Below are 16,043 nucleotides of genomic sequence, written 5' to 3'. Positions count from 1 at the left end.
GCAAACAATAAACATTTTTCTGTTAAAAATATGTACTAAATAGAACACCCCCAATTTAAATTAGAGGGGTGTCTTTTATGTAACAATTAAATTGTTTTTGCTTTTATTTTTTTTAGTTCTGATTCGAGATTTGCAATTGGCGTTTTTTCATTTTTCGCCTTATCTATTGCTGTTTCCTGTGTTTTAATCGCTTCTTCATGATAGCCTAAGCGATAAAGTATATGTGCTAAAGTATCATAGTATCCGGCAATTGGATTTAATTCAATAGATCGCCTGCTCCATAACATCGCCTTGGTAAGATAATTGAGGTTTTTAGTGCCGGTTTCGTAAAATTTCCAGGCTGCATTGTTTAATTCGTTGGCATATGAATTAGATGGGGAACCAAACGTTACCATAGATGATTGTGTAACCGTAGTTTTCCCATATATTTTTTGTAAGCTATCCAGTTTTTCTTTTGAAATTTGTTTTTGCTGGGGCATCGAAGCGATATGCTTTTTTGTTAAAGCCTCCTGGTTTCTTTTCTCTATTTTTTTTATACTATCGGCACCGATAGTCATATAGTAATTATCGTAAAAGTAACTGGCAGTTCTTAAATAGCTAGCGGTATCCTTTACCGTACTGTAGTACCATAAAATTTGTGTGTGGTACGCTTTTTCTCCGTTTATGTAATCCCTTTTCCAGGTATTTCTGGCAAAAGAAGCAGCTGAAATTGCCCTCGGCGTATTTTTGGTTTTTGCTGCATCAGCAATGGTATTGGTGATGATCGCATTGTTAATGGCTGTTCTTCTTGGATATGGCTCTGTTTTGTACAAACTATCAATAATTTTTCTGTTGGTACTGGCCAGTTTATAAGCATTCCCATCGCTAAACGGTCCAGCCTCCAGGATATACAGTACATTCTGGTAATCGTTAAAATCTCCGATTTTTAAGTTGTTTGCATATTGCTCAATAAATTGGGCGTTGTTTGTAAACCCGATTTTTTTTCTGGCATCAATTAACTTTTTCAATAACATGTTGTTACTTTTATCCGCATGATATTCAGCTTCTAAATCAGAAATAGATGCATCTTTTGAGGCTAATAAAGCTTTATCGATCATTATAGCGTATTTTTTCTGATCAGTAGAGTTTCCGAAATCTTTATAAAATACATCCTTATTGGAGTGCAGAAAAACAAAGGCAGGAAAAGATTTTACATTTGCGTCCCTGATAATTGACCTCACGCTGGTATCGGTCATTGTGGTTTTATAAACGATAAAATTTTCATTAATCCTGTTGATTACCTCAGGTTCATCTAAAGCCGATTTAAAACTGACTTTTGCATTAGGAGGTAAATTAGTAGGCCTGGGGATGCCTGTTACTTCTAAAATTAATAAAACTGGCTTTTTAGATGATGAAGATTTTTCTAATGCCGTTTGTAAAGATTTTGAGTTTTTTAACTCCTGCGCGAAACCTGAAGAGTACGCGATAAATAAAGATAAGATAAGCGTGAAGAGCTTTTTCATTTTTGAGCGCAAATTAGGTAATTTAACTAATAACGCCCCCGATTTTTACATTGGGGGCGTTATGTTTATTATTGATACTGAATGTATATAGGTTTTGGGGTAAGCTTTAAAAGCTCTTCCGGCGTCATTAAACGTTTAGGCTCCTTTTTAAGGTCATTTTTGTAAAATAATTTGAAACCCGTAAACTGAACCGGTTCTCCCTGTACAAAATGACGGTAAGTTCCTTTTTTCAATTCAGGTTCGCCCCATCCGTCCATATGCACTACTACTTGTACTTCCGGACGAAGTTTAATGCTTGCAGAATTGGTTACCATTTTTTTAGTGAAACGGTGCAATACAAATACTTTTGGAGGAAGGTTATGTTTTTTAACAATATCAGCTAAATATTGAGTTACATAGTTTACATCAGCAGCATCATACGTGCCGATTTTTTTTCCTGGCAACGAACCATCTTTCATCGAAAACTCCGGATCGATACCTAAATGTACATAAGGCAATTCAAGATATTTTTCAATGTGTGGCAATTCTGCCTTAATGGTACTTAATGCTACCTGAAGATCTAAAAACACAATGGTATTGGGGTGCATTTTAGCAATTGACAAAACAGAATCGATTTGTTTATTAGCCATTCTGTTAATGTATTTTCCATCTTTTCCCGGTGTACCGCTTGCCACTGCTGCAATATAGTGTAAACCTGGTTGTACCGGGGTGCTAGGATCTGCTTTTTCCCAATGTTTAACTTCTGCATTTAAGCGTTGCCACATTTCTTTTGGAGCGTATTCCCCCAATGCACCCATTTTTTTTGAGTGCAGGTTTCCGTAATAAACCACTATACGTTTAAACGGCAAAATAGCGCCAGCTAAAGGATAGGGTTGGTTTTTTACAGGCCATTTTCCGGTGGTATCTCCATTAGCTAGTTTTTTAACCAAAGAGTCGTAAAGTTTTGGATCAACAGGTTTCATTACGTTTACTGCTGAGTCCGCTTTCTTTTTAGTCGTATCAGATGAGAAGATTTTACCAACACCGCTGCCGCCTTTACCATCTGAATTACAGTTGGCGAACAAGCTGATTGCGGCAAAACCAAGTATTAGGGTGCCTGCTAATTGAGGGAATTTCATAGATATATTAGATAATTAAAATTTAGTCTTTTTCCGGACCAATGAAAGTAGGACGGAAATCTGATAGTTTAAAATAAAGTAATTAACATTTACACATTACAGAATTTACCAAAAACACCCAATGGTAATTTAATGCCGGATGTTGCCTGTAAATAAAGTTCTCCGGTTTCTAGATTTTTAACCGCCGGGAAAGAAGTACGGATTAAATTTTCGACAATCACCGAAGAAAAACCAAGCGAGTAGGTGTTCAGAATCAGGAAATGTTCTTTTTCGTCCAATAACTGTACAACATCCTGCATCATTTCCTGGATATGGTCTTCCAGTTTCCATTTTTCCCCGTTTGGTCCGTGCCCGTAAGCAGGTGGATCTAAAATGATTCCATTGTACTTTTTGCCACGTTTCAGTTCTTTTTTTACGAATTTCAAAGCGTCTTCCACCATCCAACGGGTATCTTTTAAGCCAGAAAGTTCCTGGTTTTCATTTGCCCAGGTTACTACCTGTTTAATAGAATCAACGTGGGTAGTTTCTGCTCCTGCTGCATTGGCAATTAATGAAGCTGCACCGGTATAAGCGAAAAGGTTTAAAACCTTTGGCTGTGGTGTTTTAAATTTTTTGATCGAAGATGAAATAAAATCCCAGTTTACGGCTTGCTCGGGGAATACACCAACATGTTTAAAAGAAGTTAAACCTAAACGGAGTTTAATGGCAACTTCGTTGTTTTTATAATCTACATGCCAGCGATCAGGAATAGATTGGTTTTTCTTTACCCATTCTCCAGCTGTAGCCGAACGGCCCCTGAAAGTAATGTTGGCTGTTTTTTTCCAATCCTGTTCCGATAATGTTTTTTTCCATACGGCCTGTGGTTCAGGACGGATAAGAATCACGTTTCCAAAACGTTCTAATTTTTCAAAATCCCCGCAATCTATCAGTTCATAATCTTTCCAGTGGGTTGGGGCAAGTAATTGTATCATTTGTTATTTATGTAGGTCGTCATTGCGGGGCACGAAGCAATCTTAATGCGATAGATATACAGAAGGAGATTGCTTCGTGCCTCGCAATGACGATTTTATTTATTATAAATTTAGCGGTTCGTTAAGTCATCAGAAATGTAAAGAATTGTACCTTTTGCATTACCATATAAGCTTTTTGGTTCTTCAACAACGTGTTCTTCACTTCCCGATTTAGGAAAACTTTTGGCATGTTTTGCTTTTAAAAAATCAATAAAATCTTCTACCTCGTTTACCATGCTATCTGGTAAGGTTTCCAATTTATCAATGATATTTTTTGTGGCCGTAGTCATTAAACAAATATACGGTTTTTCTTAAAATTTATCTTTTGCAGCTTTCATAAAACGGCTGGCAAATACAAAGTCGTTCAGCTCTTTAATGTCGGTATGTGCAATTTCCTTATTGCTGCCTTCCCAGAATTTTTTTCCTTCGTGCAGGAACAAAATATAATCGCCGATGCCCATTACCGAGTTCATATCATGTGTTACTACAATGGTAGTGGTTTTATACTCTTCGGTAATTTCCTGGATCAGCTCATCAATAACGATAGATGTTTTTGGATCCAAGCCCGAGTTTGGCTCATCACAGAACAAATATTTCGGGTTCATCGAAATCGCACGGGCAATACCCACACGTTTTTTCATACCACCAGATAATTCAGCAGGAAATAATTTGTTTTTACCGGCAAGGTTAACGCGTTCCAGACAAAAATCAACCCGCTCCAGTTTTTCCTTTCTGGTTTGATCGGTAAACATGTTTAAAGGAAACATGATGTTTTCTTCAACAGTCATACTATCAAACAGGGCAGATCCCTGAAAAAGCATACCAATTTCCTTACGCACTTCGATACGCTGCTCGTAGGTCATGGGTGTAAAATCGCGGCCATCGTATAATACCGAACCAGAATCGGGCTGGTGTAAACCCACCATACATTTAAGCAAGGTAGTTTTTCCCGATCCCGAACCGCCAATAATTAAGTTGGTTACGCCTTCTTCAAACTTTCCTGAAATGCCTTTTAAAACGTCGTTTCCGGAGAATGATTTATAAATATCTTTAATTTCGATCATTACAATAAAAGTTGAGTAACTAAATAATCGCAAACAAGAATAGAGATACAGCTAATAACAACTGCTCTTGTACTGGCCTGCGAAACTTCTAAAGCGCCACCTCGAACATAAAAACCCTCGTAAGCCGGAACCGATGTAATGATAAAGCCAAACACAAATGCTTTTACTAAAGCAACCACAATGGTATAAGGATTAAAATCAGTTGTAATACCTTGGATATACTCTGCCGGCGTAACCGCACCTGAAATTGAACCACCAATGTATCCACCGGTAATGCTTAAGAACATCGAAATGATCACCAACATGGGTACCATGGTAATGCCTGAAATAATTTTAGGCAGAATTAAATACCCGGGAGCATTAATACCCATAATTTCTAATGCATCAATCTGCTCGGTAACCCGCATCGAACCAATTTCTGATGAAATGGCCGAGCCGATTTTTCCTGCCAGTACAATTGCACTAATGGTTGGACTTAACTCCAGGATACTCGAGTCGCGGTTTACAGAACCGATAATGGTTTTAGGTATAAAATCACTAACCAGCTGGAAAGCAATTTGTAAAGTCATTACCGCACCAATAAAAGTAGAGATAATGGCAATTAGTCCTAAAGAGCCTACACCAACATAATCCATTTGTTTGGCAATCTCTTTAAGATATATTTTCAGTTTTTCCGGCCTTCTGAATACAGACTTGAGTAGCAGGATGTATCTGCCGAAATTGGTAAAATTCATTCCGTATGTATTTGCTTAATTTAAATGATCATTCTTATACTACTACAAAGAAACGATAAAAAAGTTGTCGCTCTTTGCTAATTGTAAAAATATTCGTGGTTTTGAATATAAATATGGTTTTTTGTCAACAAAAATTAAACCACAAAACATGAAAGCTGTAATAACCGGTGCAAGTAAAGGAATTGGAAGGGCCATATCGCTAAAATTGGCACAAAATGGATACGATTTAATTTTAGTAGCAAGGGGAGAAGCTGATTTGAAAGCACTAAGAGAAGAATTAACACCTTATGGGAATGCTGTTTTTATTTTCGCGGCAGATTGCTCAGTTAAAGAAGAAGTATATGCTTTTTTAAATTCAGCCGCCATTAATTTCGATGATATAACAGTTTTAGTTAATAATGTGGGTATTTTTTTACCAGGGAGTTTGCTTGATGAAGACGACAAAACCTTCGAAAAGCAGCAACAACTAAACACCAATGCCAGCTATTATACCAGTAAATTTTTCGGAAAAAAAATGCGCTCAGCAAAACAGGGCCATATATTCAACATTTGTTCGGTGGCCAGTAAGGCTCCTGTAAAAAATGGTGGTAGTTATAGTGTAACAAAAGCAGCGATGTTAAGTCTTAATCATGTATTGCGGCAAGAGTTAGCCCCTCACAACGTTAAAGTTACTGCGTTTTTACCAGGTTCTACCAAAACCTCATCATGGGAAGGAACAACAATCCCCGATGAAAAATTTGTACAGCCTGAAGATATTGCAGAAACTTTATTCGCCATTTTAAACTTAAGTAAGGGTGTAAACGTAGATGAGGTTTTGATTACCCCGCTCGATTTTTAACACAAAATGAACAACGTTATGGAAAAGAAGCTTTTTAGAAACGAACACGATAAGATGATTGCCGGTGTAGCTTCGGGACTTGCAGATTACATGCAGGTAGAGGTTACCATAATTAGATTATTGTTTGCATTATCTGCCATATTTATGGCTGGAGGGGGCTTAATAGCCTATATAGTAATGTGGATTATTGTTCCGGTAAATAACGATCCGGCAGCAAGATTCTCAAAATTTAACGATTATTTTAATAAAAATAATCCAAATACAAACCCTTTTGGTAATCCGGATCCATTTGCCGGTACCACAGGAACAGGAAATGCAAACTGGACACAGCCTGTTGATAATAACCAAAAAACGCCTTTCGAAACGCAGGCCGATTTTGGTAAATTTAATAAACCGAATGATACCGGTCGTACCATTGGCGGTTTGGTTTTATTGGTAGTAGGTTGCTTTTTCCTGATGCGCGAAATGGATTTTATCCCGGATTGGTTTAGCATACGCAACTTATTCAGGTATATGTGGCCATTGATATTTATTGCTTTAGGTATCAGCATTATTGCCAAATCGAAAAGGAAAAATGATTGGGCAGCTTTTCAGCACCAACAAGAGGCAGAACAGCAAAAAACTGCCGGTTTTACCGAAGCCGTTGTAGAAAATGAGCCGGTAACCCCAGTAAATAAAGATGATCAATCAACATCCGCTAACCCTCAAGTATAAATAAAATGAAACTAGATAGATTAATATGGGGTATTATCCTGCTTTTTATTGGCGGTGTACTTCTACTCGAAAATTTTGGCGTAATCAATTTTTATTGGCGCAACGTTTGGAGCTTTTGGCCTGTATTCTTAATTATAGCAGGCTTAAATATCCTCTTTAACCGAAACAATTCGCAAACAGGAAGCATTATTTCGATTGCAGTTTTGGTGGTGGCCTTATCTTTCCTTTTTTACAGAGGTCAGCAGGTTCCTGAGCAGGGCTATTGGTGGGGAAATCATTTCAAACATGATATAGAAGCAAATATTAATCATGATGATGACGACAACGATGACAACAGTGACGATGATGATAAAGATTCTTCATACAATCATTTAAAGTTATCTGAGCCTTTTGTAGCTACCGATAATACTAAAAAAACGGTTTTGAATATTTCTGGCGGTGGTATTTCGTTCAACCTTGATGGCGAAACAGCTTCATTAATTGATGCTGATATCAAAAAAAGACATGGTAATTTCTCCTTGAAAAAAGTGGTTAGCGATTCTGCAACCGTTTTAACCTTTGCCATGGAAGATAGAAAAAGCAAGTGGAATTTTGGTGATAACGGCAATGATGTAAACTTTAAACTGAACAAAGAAGCTACCTGGGATGTATTGATGAAACTTGGTGCCGGAGAAGCCAATTTCGATTTTTCTCCTTATAAAGTTCGTACTTTCCGTTTTGATGGTGGTGCCGCTGCTTTGGATATTAAAATGGGCGATTTATTACCCATTACCGATGTGATTGTAAAATCGGGTGTGGCCGATGTTAAAATTAAAGTGCCTGTCAATTCAGGCTGCAGGATTAAAACCAAAACAGGTTTATCGGCAAAAGATTTTGATGGGTTTGAGAAATTGAGCGATGGTGTTTACGAAACATCCAACTATAAAGCATCAGGCAAAAAAATCTTTATCACTTTAGACGGTGGATTGAGTAACTTTGAAGTGAGCAGATATTAGAAAGGCAGAAGGTTTTAAGGAGGAGGGTGTAAGGCTTTATATGATCTAACTTTTATAAAACTCTGATCTTACAAACCTAAACCTCATCATCCTGATCCAATCCAATGAATCCTGATCAATATATAGTAGTAATTAATGGTAAGCCGCAAGGTCCGTATACTTTAGCCGAACTGAAAGATTTAAACATCACAGCGAATACTTTTATACGTAAACCCGGTATGGACGATTATAAAGAAGCTCACGCAATTTCCGAATTGCGTGAGCTTCTGGGTTTTAGCTATCAAAAAACCGCACCTCAATATTTTGCCGCTTTCGATCAGCGGTTGCTGGCAACAGTAATTGATCATTTTATCATTTTCGGGTTTTACACCATCATTATCTTAACCAGTTATATCTTTATCGAAGGGAAAGACCAGCGGATTATGGCTTTTATGGTCCCTTTTCCATCGATATTTATCATTAAACTGATTTATGGAAGCATTGCCGAAGCATCTAAAAGCCAGGCTACTATCGGTAAAAAACTGCTCAATATTAAAGTAACCGATTTAGAAGGCAGCCGGATTTCTTTTGGCATTTCCTTAGTCCGGAATTTTTCTAAAATTTTATCAGTAATCCCCGTTTTCTTTGGGTATCTATATAGTTTTCTGAACAAGAAAAACCAGTGCTGGCATGATATTGCTGCTAATACGCTGGTCATAAAAGACAGGTTGATATAAATGCCTGGGCAGAATGACCCGTTAACTCATAGCATAGACCCGATGGAAGTGGAAATCCCTTTTGGCATAAAAAGGATTTGTTTTGTTAACGATTTCTTCCAAAAGGATTGTAACAAACAGCAGGAGGGAGCCTGACCCGTTATTACTGGTTTTGCTCTTCAAAAAAAATGGTACTGTCAATTTTTTAAAAATAAGTAAAAGTAGAAAAGCAGGGGTAGTACAGCTATTTTAGTTAGCCGGGCTGTACGCTATATCTCCGATGAAAAATCGGAGGATGCCGCTTCCATCCCGTTTATACACTTAGGCCGGTGCAATGATGCCAAACTTGCCTAACGTTAAAAAATAAACCCGATTGAAGCGAACACGGAGTGCAACGGAGTAAAGCGCAAAGCGGGGCAACATTAGCCATGAAACACTGCAGCTGCTTTCCTGAGAAAATAAATCTAAATCGATAAATTTTCTCATCAGCATCAGTCCTGACATAATCAAGCTGAACGTTTTCAATTTTGGTAGTCGGTTAAAAGATGTTAAATAAAAATAGGTGATTGTACTATTTGTTAGTTTTAATAAAATTGACCTGATATATGTTACGTATACTTTTCACTGCAGTTTTTGCCTTTTATCAACTTACCTCTTTTTGCCAAAGCTCATCAGGTTCATTAAAATCGCTCAATGATGAATATAACCTGGGATTTGAAAAATTAAAAAGGGGAACAGAACTTATAGCAGGGTGGAGTACGGGTACTGCGGGTAGCGGTTACAAAATCGCAATAGATTCTATCGAAAAACATAATGGCAAATACGCCTTATTGATTACAAAAGCTGATGAAAAAGTAAAATCGGCGTATGATTTTTCAAAACTTATTATTCCGGCAAAATATGAAGGGAATGAAATTGAAATAAAATTCTACCTGAAATTAGAAAACGTAGATAAATATGTTGATTTTTCTTTCTGGATTGAAGATGAAGACAATGGCATGTTACAATATAAAAATTTATCAGCCATTAAAATTAACGGCACAAAAGGGTGGCAACAATATAGCCTTAAGCTAGGCCTTAAAAAAGAAGCTGCAAAAATTTATCTTTTTCCGGCGCTTTACGGCACAGGGAAACTCTGGATCGATGATATTCAGGTATTGATTGATGGAACTGATATCAGTAAAGCGAAAATTAAAACAGATTACAATCCTATTGGGCCAATACCCATTAATTATGGAAATAATACTGCCGCATCTGGCAGGGTGAAAGTAAAAGATGCTGAGTTATATTATGAAACCTATGGAAAAGGTGATCCACTGTTACTGTTACATGGAAATAGCCAATCGATCAGCGTTTTTAAAAAGCAGATTAAAACATTTTCAAAGACATATAAAGTTATTGCTGTAGATACCCGCGGACAGGGAAAAAGCGAAGATTCCATTATAGGACCACTTTCTTATGATCTGTATGCCGAGGATATGAAAACCTTGCTTGATTCTTTACATATCAGCAAAGCCAACATTTTAGGTTGGAGTGATGGTGGCAATACAGGCCTGATTATGGCTGTTAAATACCCGAAATACATCAAAAAACTTGCCCTTACCGGAGCATGTACAAACCCGAACGAAGCTGTTGCTGCCAGTACTTTGGAAGAGGTTAGCAAAGCGATTGAAAGTTTAAAAACCAGACCGGATATTAAATCAAAATATCAGGTTAAATTGTTTACCATGTTGCTCACCGAGCCACACCTCACGGCTCTGGATCTGAAAAAGATTAAAGCACCTGTTTTAGTAATGGCTGGCGAAAAGGATATGATTTTAGAGAATCACACTAGATTTATTGCAGCTAATATTCCCAAATCAAAGCTTTTTATTTTTAAAGGTGCTTCACACTATGTACCGGTTGAAATGGTTGCCGAATTTAATAATATTGTGTCTGCTTTTTTAAGTAAATAAGGTGAAAATAATAACTTTTTAACCTGAGTTCGATAATTATTTTGCTGTTTAAACACCCCGGTCTACGACCACCCCTCTGAAAGAGGGGAATTACATGCGCCATTCCCCTCCTTTGGAGGGGTGCCCAACGGGCGGGGTGGTTGCGAAAATATAAAAACAGTTATTAAACAGAATTAAAGGTTTATTAATTATCGAACTCAGGTTTTTAGTTTTTTTCCGTTTGTCATCTTTTACAACATTCCAACATTAAAACATTCCAACAATCCTTATCTTTGCAAACAGATGGAAAATATATTGGCAAAACATGGTCTGGCCGGCGGATATTGCAACAGTTTAACCGCTTATTCGAGGTATTTAACCCGCGAGGTAAACATAGGTGATATCGCATTGGGCGGGCATAATCCGATCCGGATCCAATCCATGACGACTACCGATACCATGGATACCTTGGGTACTGTAGAACAAACCATCCGCATGGTAGAATCGGGTTGCGAATATGTACGTATTACGGCGCCAAGCATTAAAGAGGCCGAAAACCTGGCCAATATTAAAAAAGAACTGCGTTTTCGTGGTTATCATGTTCCGTTAATTGCAGATATCCATTTTACACCCAACGCAGCCGAAATGGCCGCAAGGATTGTAGAAAAGGTGCGTGTTAACCCAGGTAATTACGCTGATAAAAAGAAATTCGAGAATATAGAATATACACAGGATGCTTATAATGCTGAACTGAGCAGGATTTATAAAAAATTTATTCCTTTAGTTAAAATCTGTAAGGAATATGGTACTGCCATGCGCATTGGCACCAACCACGGTTCGCTTTCCGACAGGATAATGAGTCATTACGGCGATACCCCCCGCGGAATGGTAGAATCGGCGATGGAATTTATCCGCATGTGCGAAGACCAGAATTACTACAATCTGGTCATCTCGATGAAAGCAAGTAATACACAGGTAATGGTACAGGCGTATCGTTTACTGGTAGAAACCATGGCTAAAGAGGGAATGAATTATCCTTTACATTTGGGTGTTACAGAAGCAGGTGATGGCGAAGATGGCCGTATCAAATCAGCCGTTGGTATTGGAACTTTATTAGAAGATGGATTAGGCGATACCATCCGTGTTTCGTTAACTGAAGATCCTGAATTTGAAGCGCCGGTAGCAAAAGCGCTGGCAGACCGCTACAGTAGAAGGAGTTTGGAGCTTGAAGTTCAGAATTTTGAATCGCCTGTAAAAGTCCAGAGTCATAACGCTCAACTCCCTACTTATTCCCCTTACGAGTACAACCGCCGCATTACCACGCCTGTACAACATATTGGAGGGCATCACCATCCGGTAGTAATGATCGATGTTTCCAAAGAAAATTTAAAAGATCCTTATTTCCTAAGTTCAATTGGTTATAACTATAGCGCAGGTTTGGATAAATACAATTTAGCCGATCAAGCCTGTGATTTGGCTTATTTAGGGGATAATTTGCCTTCCTTTTCTTTTCCAGGGAACTTAAAACAGGTTTACAATTATCAAACCTGGCTTAAATTAAAAGATAAGAACAATTGCCATCCATTATTCTCGCTAGAAGAATTTAATACAACTGATCATAAAGATGAATTTTTGAACTTTGTTCTAGTTGATGCCGGGCAGTTAAACAGTTTAGCAATTTATCAATTAACCAATGCTGTTTTAATCCTTAAAACTTCAGCATTGCATGGAATGGCAGAGCAAAGGGCATTTTTTGTTGCTTTGCAAGAGCAAAACATTCAGATTCCGGTAATTATTAAAAGAACTTATCAGGATGCTGATGCAGATCATCTGATGCTTTATGCAGCAACTGATATTGGTGCCTTATTTACCGATGGTTTTGGAGATGGCATTTGGATTGATGCAGAAGGACAAAACCTATCGCTGATCAATTCGACCAGTTTCGGGATTTTGCAGGCTACCCGTACCAGGATTAGTAAAACAGAATATATCTCGTGCCCAAGCTGTGGTAGAACGCTTTTCGATCTGCAGGAAACCACCCAACTGATCCGCTCACGTACCGATCATTTAAAAGGCATTAAAATTGGTATCATGGGTTGTATTGTTAACGGCCCAGGCGAAATGGCCGATGCCGATTACGGTTATGTGGGCACCGGGCCAGATAAAATTACCTTATACCGCGGGAAAGAAGTGGTAAAGAAAAATGTAACTACGGCTTATGCGCTGGATAAACTAATAGACATTATTAAAGATGATGGCAACTGGGTAGAGAAGGTTTAATAAGAATAGATGTTTGATAACTATGAGCCGAGGTCTGTGTCTCCACGGACCACTATACTGTCATTCTGAGCGCAGCGAAGAATCTATATCCTGATAGCGTAGAATACAAACTACTGCGCAATATCAATGCTAGCATAGTTTAACAGCCAATATTCTCACAGCAGATTCTTCATTGCATTCAGAATGACAAAGACTAGGGTATCATTTAATTTTCTGATCAATAAAACCTAAATTGCCTTGATGAAAATTCCGGAGTTTCAACTCATATTTGACCAACTTAGAAACTGGCTTGCAGGTAGAGGCCTTGCCGGTGGCGAACTCATTTATTCCTATTTTTTTATCGGGTTGTTTGGTGTTATTTTATTTCTGTTCATTACCATATTTTTAACCCGACAGCTTTTTATCGGCGTGGTAAAAAGTGCAAAAACAAAGTCAGACTGGCAAAAAGCTTTGTTCGAATTTAGGGTGTTCAGGGCTATCGCTTTAATATTTGGAGCTTATATCATTTACAATGTTGTTCCTTATCTTTTTATCTATTTTAAGAACTGGCATTTTTATGCTTTAATTTTTGCTAAAATCTATATGGTTTTGGCTGTTATGTTTGCCGTAAATGCATTCTTGAATGCCGTGGTTTCGATCATGGAATCATCAAAGAAATATGCCGATAAACCCATCAGAAGTTATAAACAGGTCGCTAAAATAGTATTTTACATCGTTGGCTTTGTATTGATTTTGTCGATTATATTAGGTGAATCACCTTTGTATGTTTTTGGGGGATTTGGAGCCGTTACCGCCGTTTTTATATTGATTTTTAGGGATCCGATTTTGGGTTTTGTGGCTTCGGTACAAATGAGCGCCATCGATCTGGTGAGGGTTGGCGACTGGATTACGGTAGAAAAATATGGTGCCGATGGTGAAGTAACCGAAATAAACTTAACCACCATTAAAGTAAGAAACTGGGATAAAACCGTAACCATAGTGCCGAGTTATGCTATTGTAAGTGAGTCATTTAAAAACTGGCGTGCCATGGAAGAAAGCGAGGGCAGGAGGATTAAACGCCATATTAATATTAAAATATCGAGTATTAAATTTTGTGATGAGGAATTGATCGGTAGGTTACAAAGCATTGATTTTTTGAAAGATTACCTTAAAGAAACCCAAACTTTTATTGAACGTTATAATGCCGAAAATACTGTAAATCCTAATAATCTGGTTAATGGGCGCCACATGACTAATATTGGAACTTTTAGGGTGTATGCAGAGAAATACCTGGAGAGCAATCCGCATATTAATACCGATTTAACTTTTATGGTACGCCAGCTGCAAGCCACGGAAAACGGACTTCCGATTGAAATTTATGTATTCTCGAAAGAGAAAGGATTAAAACGTTTCGAAGAAGTGGCCGCCGATATTTTCGATCATTTATTGGCTGCGGTACCTTATTTCGACCTCGAAATTTTCCAAAGCCCTAGCGGCAGCGATATGCGAAATTTTGTGAGAAGAGGGGATGATTAATATGTTTGTAAGTTTGAATAACGTGGAAATAAAAATTGCGACAAATATTAAAACTGAAACATTTTATAAAATTATTAAATTCTTAGAGGAAAATAGTTGGGTGCTAACTGCGGAGTATGATGAGGAAATTTATGACAAGGGGATTGACTTTGATCTTTATCAATTTGAAAAAGATACAGAAACCATATTATTATTGTGGAATAACTGGTTCGACGGCGAAATTAAAGCAACAACAGAAACGTTGGATGAAATAGCCAAACATTTTAACTTCACCTTAGAATACGGAATCCCAGAATATTTACATAAACAGAATATAATTAATGATATGAAACCACTAATAAAAATCAAAAAGAAGCACTAATCAGTTTCGTATTTAATAATATAATCGATACGTTCCTTTACATACTCAATCATTTTTTGATTTTTAAAATCAAACCACAGCTGTCTGTATTCTCCCGAATTATCTATTTTATATTTAAATTCCCTGAAAGGTTTTCTTTTATTAAGCGCCTCGATTAATGTAACTTTTATCCGTGTATTATCGGGTAGCTCATCTGTAAACTCTTCCATAAATCTAAAAGACTCAGTGGAATCCGGTTTTTCGATTTCCTTATAATCACTAAAATTTTGCTCTACTTCTTTAATATCCTCATCCCATGCATCGGAGTCGTTATATTGCATTAGTTGATCGGTTGGCAGGAAAATTAATCTGTTGTTATTAATGTTCCAATGGCACACCATGCCACAGTCAATATTTTCCGCTATTTCTTTAATTTGTTCTGAAGTTAAAGCAGTCATTACATTTAAATTATTCTTCACCCAAAAATATCAAAACCTTTTCACAAACTTTAAATAAAATTGGTGGCAAAGTTTCGCTGGTGTAGGGGTGCGTTGCCCCGTAAACATGGTTAGCGCCTTCAATTTTAACTAATCTGCTGTTCGGGTTGGCTTCTGCCAAGGTCTGAGCGGTTTCAAAAGGAACATTCACATCATCATCGCCATGGATAATTAACCAGGGGATGTTTACCCGTTTTGCCGCATCTGTAATATTCAATGTTGCGGCATTTTCTACCAAATCTTCCAATAAAGTTACATTTAAGGGCATCTGCTCCTTGGTACGTGCGTTGGTAACAAAGATTTTTCCGGTTTTTTTCCATTCTGCTTCCTGTTCTTTTTTCCAAAGACTGTTAAAATCGGCAATTGCACTCCAGGTAATCAGTTTATTAATCCTTAAATCGTTAGCGGCTTCAATAATCGATAAGCCACCGCCACGGCTATGGCCTATCAGGTTCACCTTTGTATCTTTACCATAAGCTTTTTCAATAAAATCGAGCACCGCATTTAAATCAAATAACTCTTTTGATACCGTATTGCTGGCAAAAGCGTCCATATCGGTTACATCTTTTGGGTCACCAGCTGGCACACCACTATGCGATAAATTAAACTTAACATATCGATAGCCGTTGCTGGCAAAATACCTGGCTACTAAATTATGGGCGCCCCAATCTTTAAAGCCTTTAAAGCCGTGTACAAAAAGTATAATGGGCGTATTTGGGTTTTTCTCATCGAAAGTAATATCACCGATAATTAATTTTCCGTCTGAACCGCTAAGGCTAAAATTGCTTTGTGTAATCATAATTTAAG

16 protein-coding genes are annotated in these 16,043 nt (G+C 37.6%); 8 read left to right on the top strand and 8 right to left on the bottom strand.

Annotation, left to right across the window (positions count from 1 at the left end; genetic code table 11):
• Nucleotides 1–86: 86 nt before the first annotated feature.
• From R2R28_RS22565 to R2R28_RS22540, 6 genes are all read right to left on the bottom strand, one after another.
• Nucleotides 87–1,502 (bottom strand): hypothetical protein, encoded by a 1,416-nt coding sequence (locus R2R28_RS22565; RefSeq protein ID WP_316827911.1) that lies wholly within the window; start codon nucleotides 1,500–1,502, stop codon nucleotides 87–89.
• 68 nt (nucleotides 1,503–1,570) lie between these two features.
• A complete protein-coding gene (locus tag R2R28_RS22560) occupies nucleotides 1,571–2,620 on the bottom strand; it encodes a hypothetical protein (RefSeq protein WP_316827910.1) in 1,050 nt (349 codons plus the stop codon).
• Between the two features lie 89 nt (nucleotides 2,621–2,709).
• Nucleotides 2,710–3,591 (bottom strand): class I SAM-dependent methyltransferase, encoded by an 882-nt coding sequence (locus tag R2R28_RS22555; protein WP_316827909.1) that lies wholly within the window; start codon nucleotides 3,589–3,591, stop codon nucleotides 2,710–2,712.
• A gap of 110 nt (nucleotides 3,592–3,701) precedes the next feature.
• A complete protein-coding gene (locus R2R28_RS22550) occupies nucleotides 3,702–3,920 on the bottom strand; it encodes a DUF2281 domain-containing protein (RefSeq protein ID WP_316827908.1) in 219 nt (72 codons plus the stop codon).
• 21 nt (nucleotides 3,921–3,941) lie between these two features.
• Nucleotides 3,942–4,694 (bottom strand): ABC transporter ATP-binding protein, encoded by a 753-nt coding sequence (locus tag R2R28_RS22545; protein WP_187591562.1) that lies wholly within the window; start codon nucleotides 4,692–4,694, stop codon nucleotides 3,942–3,944.
• Entirely contained in the window at nucleotides 4,694–5,428 is a 735-nt protein-coding gene (locus R2R28_RS22540; RefSeq protein ID WP_025145954.1) for an MlaE family ABC transporter permease, read from the bottom strand. Before R2R28_RS22540 ends, R2R28_RS22545 begins: the two co-directional genes overlap by 1 nt.
• A 148-nt stretch (nucleotides 5,429–5,576) precedes the next feature.
• Between R2R28_RS22540 and R2R28_RS22535 the strand changes: the two genes are divergently transcribed.
• The 8 genes from R2R28_RS22535 (at nucleotide 5,577) to R2R28_RS22500 (ending at nucleotide 14,760) form a co-directional block, all read left to right on the top strand.
• Nucleotides 5,577–6,266 carry an SDR family oxidoreductase gene (locus R2R28_RS22535; RefSeq protein WP_316827907.1) on the top strand — a complete coding sequence of 230 codons (690 nt, stop codon included), beginning with the start codon at nucleotides 5,577–5,579 and terminating at the stop codon, nucleotides 6,264–6,266.
• A gap of 18 nt (nucleotides 6,267–6,284) precedes the next feature.
• Nucleotides 6,285–6,980, top strand: a complete 696-nt coding sequence (locus R2R28_RS22530) for a PspC domain-containing protein (protein ID WP_316827906.1) — start codon at nucleotides 6,285–6,287, stop codon at nucleotides 6,978–6,980.
• A 5-nt stretch (nucleotides 6,981–6,985) separates the two neighbouring features.
• Nucleotides 6,986–7,975, top strand: a complete 990-nt coding sequence (locus tag R2R28_RS22525) for a LiaF transmembrane domain-containing protein (RefSeq protein ID WP_316827905.1) — start codon at nucleotides 6,986–6,988, stop codon at nucleotides 7,973–7,975.
• Between the two features lie 104 nt (nucleotides 7,976–8,079).
• Nucleotides 8,080–8,691 (top strand): RDD family protein, encoded by a 612-nt coding sequence (locus tag R2R28_RS22520; protein WP_316827904.1) that lies wholly within the window; start codon nucleotides 8,080–8,082, stop codon nucleotides 8,689–8,691.
• A 584-nt stretch (nucleotides 8,692–9,275) separates the two neighbouring features.
• Nucleotides 9,276–10,625, top strand: coding sequence for an alpha/beta fold hydrolase (locus R2R28_RS22515; RefSeq protein WP_316827903.1), 1,350 nt, complete (start codon nucleotides 9,276–9,278; stop codon nucleotides 10,623–10,625).
• 282 nt (nucleotides 10,626–10,907) lie between these two features.
• On the top strand, nucleotides 10,908–12,884 hold the full coding sequence (ispG, locus tag R2R28_RS22510; RefSeq protein ID WP_316827902.1) for a (E)-4-hydroxy-3-methylbut-2-enyl-diphosphate synthase: 1,977 nt from the start codon (nucleotides 10,908–10,910) through the stop codon (nucleotides 12,882–12,884).
• A 240-nt stretch (nucleotides 12,885–13,124) separates the two neighbouring features.
• Nucleotides 13,125–14,399, top strand: coding sequence for a mechanosensitive ion channel family protein (locus tag R2R28_RS22505; RefSeq protein ID WP_316827901.1), 1,275 nt, complete (start codon nucleotides 13,125–13,127; stop codon nucleotides 14,397–14,399).
• A gap of 22 nt (nucleotides 14,400–14,421) precedes the next feature.
• Nucleotides 14,422–14,760 (top strand): hypothetical protein, encoded by a 339-nt coding sequence (locus R2R28_RS22500; protein ID WP_316827900.1) that lies wholly within the window; start codon nucleotides 14,422–14,424, stop codon nucleotides 14,758–14,760.
• Here the strand turns inward: R2R28_RS22500 and R2R28_RS22495 are convergent.
• Nucleotides 14,757–15,197: a UPF0158 family protein gene (locus R2R28_RS22495; RefSeq protein ID WP_316827899.1), complete on the bottom strand. Its 441-nt coding sequence runs from the start codon at nucleotides 15,195–15,197 to the stop codon at nucleotides 14,757–14,759. The two genes, R2R28_RS22500 and R2R28_RS22495, sit on opposite strands and share 4 nt — an antisense overlap.
• Nucleotides 15,198–15,207: 10 nt before the next feature.
• Nucleotides 15,208–16,035 (bottom strand): alpha/beta hydrolase, encoded by an 828-nt coding sequence (locus tag R2R28_RS22490; protein ID WP_316827898.1) that lies wholly within the window; start codon nucleotides 16,033–16,035, stop codon nucleotides 15,208–15,210.
• Nucleotides 16,036–16,043: the final 8 nt, after the last annotated feature.

Source organism: Pedobacter miscanthi (genome assembly GCF_032678605.1).
GTDB lineage: Bacteria > Bacteroidota > Bacteroidia > Sphingobacteriales > Sphingobacteriaceae > Pedobacter > Pedobacter miscanthi_A.
This window is presented reverse-complemented; position numbering and strand designations above follow the sequence as displayed.

Coding starts and splice junctions, on each gene's coding strand:
- R2R28_RS22505 (WP_316827901.1), top strand. CDS start 13,125: ATGAAAATTCCGGAGTTTCAACTCATATTTGACCAACTTAGAAACTGG.
- R2R28_RS22525 (WP_316827905.1), top strand. CDS start 6,986: ATGAAACTAGATAGATTAATATGGGGTATTATCCTGCTTTTTATTGGC.
- R2R28_RS22530 (WP_316827906.1), top strand. CDS start 6,285: ATGGAAAAGAAGCTTTTTAGAAACGAACACGATAAGATGATTGCCGGT.
- R2R28_RS22550 (WP_316827908.1), bottom strand. CDS start 3,920: ATGACTACGGCCACAAAAAATATCATTGATAAATTGGAAACCTTACCA.
- R2R28_RS22540 (WP_025145954.1), bottom strand. CDS start 5,428: ATGAATTTTACCAATTTCGGCAGATACATCCTGCTACTCAAGTCTGTA.
- ispG (WP_316827902.1), top strand. CDS start 10,908: ATGGAAAATATATTGGCAAAACATGGTCTGGCCGGCGGATATTGCAAC.
- R2R28_RS22535 (WP_316827907.1), top strand. CDS start 5,577: ATGAAAGCTGTAATAACCGGTGCAAGTAAAGGAATTGGAAGGGCCATA.
- R2R28_RS22520 (WP_316827904.1), top strand. CDS start 8,080: ATGAATCCTGATCAATATATAGTAGTAATTAATGGTAAGCCGCAAGGT.
- R2R28_RS22495 (WP_316827899.1), bottom strand. CDS start 15,197: ATGACTGCTTTAACTTCAGAACAAATTAAAGAAATAGCGGAAAATATT.
- R2R28_RS22515 (WP_316827903.1), top strand. CDS start 9,276: ATGTTACGTATACTTTTCACTGCAGTTTTTGCCTTTTATCAACTTACC.
- R2R28_RS22565 (WP_316827911.1), bottom strand. CDS start 1,502: ATGAAAAAGCTCTTCACGCTTATCTTATCTTTATTTATCGCGTACTCT.
- R2R28_RS22555 (WP_316827909.1), bottom strand. CDS start 3,591: ATGATACAATTACTTGCCCCAACCCACTGGAAAGATTATGAACTGATA.
- R2R28_RS22545 (WP_187591562.1), bottom strand. CDS start 4,694: ATGATCGAAATTAAAGATATTTATAAATCATTCTCCGGAAACGACGTT.
- R2R28_RS22560 (WP_316827910.1), bottom strand. CDS start 2,620: ATGAAATTCCCTCAATTAGCAGGCACCCTAATACTTGGTTTTGCCGCA.
- R2R28_RS22490 (WP_316827898.1), bottom strand. CDS start 16,035: ATGATTACACAAAGCAATTTTAGCCTTAGCGGTTCAGACGGAAAATTA.